The 5,658-nt window shown below is 41.9% G+C and carries 2 protein-coding genes; both read right to left on the minus strand.

The window, feature by feature from the left end:
• Positions 1-277: 277 nt before the first annotated feature.
• Positions 278-826, minus strand: a complete 549-nt coding sequence (locus tag ACJMMI_RS04870) for a zinc-ribbon domain-containing protein (protein ID WP_405354039.1) — start codon at positions 824-826, stop codon at positions 278-280.
• Positions 827-1,464: 638 nt separating this feature from the next.
• Positions 1,465-5,232, minus strand: coding sequence for a phosphoribosylformylglycinamidine synthase (locus ACJMMI_RS04875; protein ID WP_405354041.1), 3,768 nt, complete (start codon positions 5,230-5,232; stop codon positions 1,465-1,467).
• Positions 5,233-5,658 lie beyond the last annotated feature (426 nt).

Consider the following 5,658-nt stretch of genomic DNA (forward strand, 5'->3'; position numbering starts at 1 on the left):
TGTTGTGTTTAAGCCGCCAAACAGCAGGCTGTTTGGCTATCAAAACCTTGCGTTAGGTTAAAGTATTGTGGGCTTTGCCCACACCCACAACCTTTGAAAAAGGTTGACCAAATTTTTATTTTCGAATATAAAGTCAGTGATAATTCAAAGAAAATTTCCCGACCATTGCTAAACAATAATTTACCCCAACTATTTAAAAAGAACCCACTTTATAAACTTCCTTAGCTTAATAAAAGACGCAAAAATGCCCAACCGCAAGGCTGGGCAGATTTCATTATTATTTCATAAATTTACCGAGAATATCAAACTTTCCGATAATCGGAAGCTTTTTGCATTTTCCCTGCACTACATTTACAATACCCAATACTGCAAGCACAGCAAATGCAATATTAAGAAGAGCATTTACTAAATTAAGTATTGCAATCAAAGCACCACCAATGCCGAACAGCAAGCTGCCGCCAAATATAACGCCAATCAGGAATGACAAAATCCAATAAATAATTACCTGTGCTACGGACAAAATTGCAACATTAAGGCCCTGTGTTGCGTGGAATCTTGCAAATTTTGAATCCTTTGCCGCAAAAATAGGGATAAGCACAAGCACACCTATGTATGCAAGCACGCCCATTATCTTGTTTTCTTTGATGTCCATCGGGTCGAACTCTGCAGTAGTGTCATCTGTATCAAAAATACCGTTCTGCTGAGTACCGTTCTGATACTGCTGTGTGTGAGCCTGAGCATTTACATCTTCTACAGGTGTACCGCAGTTTGAGCAAAATGTTGCTCCATCAGGAATCTTATTTCCGCAATTCTTACAAAATGCCATTATTTTACTCCTCTTTTTCTTTAAAATACCTTATTAATTTAAAATTAATACATATATAATATATTATCTTGCTAATTATGTCAAGCAATAAATAAGTTTCTGTTTTAATTGTTGGGGTGACAAATTATTGTTTAGCAATGGTCGGGAAATTTTCTTTGAATTATCACTGACTTTATACTCGAAAATAAAAATTTGGTCAACCTTTTTCAAAGGTTGTGGGGGTGGGCAAAGCCCACAATACTTTAAGCTAACGCAAGGTTTTGATAGCCAAACAGCCTGCTGTTTGGCGGCTTAAACACAACAGCGAAAGCCTTATAATTGCGATAGCAACACAAAAAGCCATTCTTCTTTATTATTTATTAATGAAGTATTTCTTTTAAAAAGGCTGTCGCCTGTTTTGTCAAACTTTGCTTTAGCACACAAACAGCAACGCTGTTTGTGCCCGATAGACTGATGTAAAAACAACTTTTCTTGGGCGTTGCCCAAACCCACGAGCCTTTAAAAAGGCTCGACCTAAATTTTTTGTTAATTATCCAAAGCTCTCTGCTAAACCACAATTTAATCTAACTATTGAAAAGAGTTAAAACAACAGGCGGTTAAACCTTTTGTAAGATTTAACCGCCATAAAAAGTCATAAATTATTTAAAGTATTTAACGCCGCTTTCAAAGATAAGCTGATCCTTAGCAAACGGAACATTTTTGTAAAGGCTGTCGCCCTTTCTTTCGCTGTGTCCCATTTTACCTAAAATTCTGCCGTCAGGTGATGTAATACCCTCAATAGCACATACAGAGCCGTTTACATTGTATGTAATGTCGGCACTTGGGTTGCCGTTAAGGTCAACATACTGAGTAGCAATCTGACCGTTCTGAGCGAGCATCTTTACAGTTGCCTCGTCAGCCATAAATCTGCCCTCACCGTGTGATACAGGAATAGCAAATACATCGCCTGCATTTACACTTGCAAACCATGGTGACTTAACAGAAGTAACTCTTGTGTAAGCCATATGAGAAATATGTCTGCCGATTGTGTTAAATGTAAGTGTTGGGTCAGTTGGCTTAAGCTCTCTGATTTCGCCGTAAGGTACAAGACCAAGCTTAATAAGTGCCTGGAAGCCGTTGCAGATACCAAGCATAAGACCGTCACGATTCTTGAGCATCTCATTTACTGCATTGGCAATTCTTGGGTTACGGAAAGTAGTAGCAATGAACTTGCCTGAACCATCCGGCTCGTCACCACCTGAGAAGCCGCCCGGGAACATAATCATCTGTGACTTGGAAATGATTTTCTCCATAGCCTCGATTGTTTCTTCAATATGAGCAGATGTGAGGTTCTTAACAATGAGAAGCTCTACATTTGCACCTGCCTTTTCAAAGGCTCTTGCAGAGTCAACCTCGCAGTTTGTGCCGGGGAATACAGGGATAAATACTGTAGGCTTAGCTGTCTTGATTGCAGGTGAGCTTGTATTTCTCTCGGTAAAGAGCGGAATATCAACCGCAATTTCAGGACACTCTGCCTTTGTTGGGAACACCTTTTCAAGCGGAGCAGTCCACTTTTCAATAAGTGTATTTACATCAACAGCCACGCCGTTTACTGTAACCTTGCCGTCATCTGTAACTGTACCAAGGTCATAGTTTACAACGCTGTTGTCAAGCTCTGCACCGTCTGCAAGCTCAAGCACAAGTGAACCTGAAAGCGGAGCGAAAAGCTCGTCATTTGTGAGTTTATTTGTAAATTTAAAGCCGTAGCCGTTACCGAAGCAAGCCTTACAAACGCTGGCAGCTGCACCGCCCTCTTTTACTACAGAGGCAGAAAGCACCTTACCCTCGTCAAAGAGCTTGTAAACAGCCTTGTACATAGCAATAAGCTTATCCCAGTCAGGCATAAGTGTTGCCTTATTCTCAGGAACAGGCACATAAATTACCTTTGAGCCAACATTCTTGAACTCGGCAGAAACTGTCTTGCTTGCCTTTGTCATTGCAACAGCAAAGCTTACAAGTGTTGGTGGAACATCAATGGTTTCAAATGTACCGGACATACTGTCCTTACCGCCGATTGAAGGAATACCGAGTTTAAGCTGAGCTTCCATTGCACCGAGAAGTGCTGCGGCAGGCTTACCCCAACGCTCAGGGACATCCTTTAATCGCTCAAAATATTCCTGGAATGTAAGACGAGCAGTAAGTGGGTTTGCACCGATAGCAAGAAGCTTTGAAAGTGACTCAACTACCGCATAAGCAGAGCCATGGAACGGACTCCAGCGTGAAACACCCGGAATAAAGCCGTAGCTCATTGCTGTGGCATCATCTGTTTCGCCCTTTTCAAGCGGAATCTTGGCAGCCATAGCTTCCTGAGGAGTAAGCTGATTTTTACCGCCGAATGGCATAATTACTGTGGCAGCACCGATTGACGCGTCAAAACGCTCTGAAAGACCAATCTGTGAGCAAACCTCAAGACGAGCCATATTTTCCTCAAGTGCTTTGTCGGCAGGCATATCCTTTAATACGGCAGGACAAGCGTTGCGGTAGCAATCCTCTGTCTTTGGAGCTGTGATATATGCTGATGAAAGCTGTGTAACACCGTTTGTATTTAAAAATTCACGGCTGAGGTCAACAATCTTGTCGCCTCTCCATGTCATTGTAAGTCTTGGGTTTTCTGTAACAACAGCAACCGCTGTAGCCTCAAGGTTTTCTTTCTCTGCCTCGGCAATAAAGGTTTCAACATCCTTTTTGTCAAGAACAACAGCCATTCTCTCCTGGCTCTCGGAAATAGCAAGTTCTGTACCGTCAAGACCGTCATATTTCTTTGTTACCTTGTCAAGGTCAACTGCAAGACCGTCTGCAAGCTCACCGATAGCTACGCAAACGCCGCCTGCACCAAAGTCGTTACATCTCTTGATAAGCTTTGCAACCTTTGGATTGCGGAACAAACGCTGAATTTTACGCTCTGTAGGCGGGTTACCCTTTTGAACCTCTGCACCGCAGGTTTCAATAGAGCTTTCTGTGTGAGCCTTTGAAGAGCCTGTTGCACCGCCGCAGCCGTCACGACCTGTTCTGCCGCCTAAGAGTACGATAATATCATCCGGGAGAGGAACTTCACGAATTACATTTTCCTTTGGTGACGCACCGATAACAGCACCGATTTCAAGTCTTTTTGCAACATAGCCACTGTCGTAAAGCTCTGTAACCTGACCTGTAGCAAGACCAATCTGGTTACCGTATGAGCTGTAGCCGTTTGCCGCACCTGTTGTAATTTTTCTTGAAGGAAGCTTACCCGGCATTGTATCCTTTACAGGGATAGTAGGATCACCTGAGCCTGTAACACGCATTGCCTGATAAACATATGAACGACCTGAAAGCGGATCACGAATAGCACCGCCAAGACAGGTAGCCGCACCACCAAAAGGCTCAATTTCTGTTGGGTGGTTATGTGTTTCGTTCTTAAACTGAACAAGCCACTGCTCTGTTTTGCCGTCAATAGTTACCGGCACTTCGATTGAACATGCGTTAATTTCTTCACTCTCGTCAAGGTCAGGGATAAGACCTTTCTTTTTGAGTGACTTCATACCGATAAGAGCCATATCCATAAGGGAAACAATTCTCTTGGTATCTTTGCCGTAAACCTCGTCACGAGTAGCATAGTACTCAGCGAGTGCGTCCTCGATTACTGAGCCGAGAGCTGCTTTTTCAACCTCAATCTTCTCAAGCTTTGTAAGGAAGGTTGTGTGACGGCAGTGGTCTGACCAATATGTATCAATAACTCTAAGCTCTGTTACACTTGGGTCACGCTTTTCTGTATCTCTGAAATAATCACGGCAGAATTTGAGGTCTGACAATGTCATAGCAAAGCCCATTGAGCCGTAATATTTTTCCATTTCTTCGTCATTGAATTTGATGAAGCCTTCAACACGCTTAACATCAGCAGGAACAGGTGTTGCAATGTCAAGAGTCTGTGGCTTTTCAAGAGAAGCAAGACGGCTCTCAACAGGGTTGATAAGGTAATCCTCAATCTTTTTGAGGTCATCCTCTGAAATATCGCCTGTTACGGCAATTACTCTTGCTGTGAGCACCTTGCAACGCTCACCCTGAGTAAGAAGCTGAACGCACTGCTCGGCAGAGTCGCCACGCTGGTCATACTGACCCGGGAGGTACTCCATAGCAAATACCTTCCAGCCGTCCTCAACAGGAAGTGTTTCCTCGTAAATAACATCTGCATTTGGCTCTGAAAGAATAGTGCCTTTTGCTGCGTTGTACTCGTCCTGTGAAAGTCCCTCAATATCATATCTCATAATGTATCGAAGGTCAGTAACATTTCTCATACCAAGGTTGTGGCGAATGTCCCACAAGGTCTGCTTTGCAAGAACATTAAAGCCATCTCTTTTTTCTACAAAAATTCTGATTACGCCTGACATAGAAGCTCGTCCTCCCGTAAAAATCATATTATTTTAATAATACCACAAAAGCATTTTTTCTTTTTTCGATAAAGTAATTATAAAAATAATTGACGAATAAAATCGTATAAATTTACACTCGGCATAAAATTGTCGGTTTATGAGATAAATTTGCTGATGTTTATTATTAAATAAATGTTAAAAAATTATGGTTTATCGCACCGCTTAAACTAAATAATTTTAAAATTTAGGTCAAGCCTTTTTAAAGGCTTGCGGGTTTGGGCAGCGCCCATAATATCTTCCGATATAACAATTTGTCAGGTGCAAACAGCATAGCTGTTTGCGTGCTAAAACTAAATTTGTTAAAACAGGCGGTAGCCTTTTATAAAAGAAATAATTAATGTTTATATTATATAACGAGTGACTTTTCTTGTTGCTATCGCATTT

Source organism: Ruminococcus sp. (assembly GCF_045129435.1).
In the GTDB taxonomy this organism is placed as follows: domain Bacteria; phylum Bacillota; class Clostridia; order Oscillospirales; family Acutalibacteraceae; genus Ruminococcoides.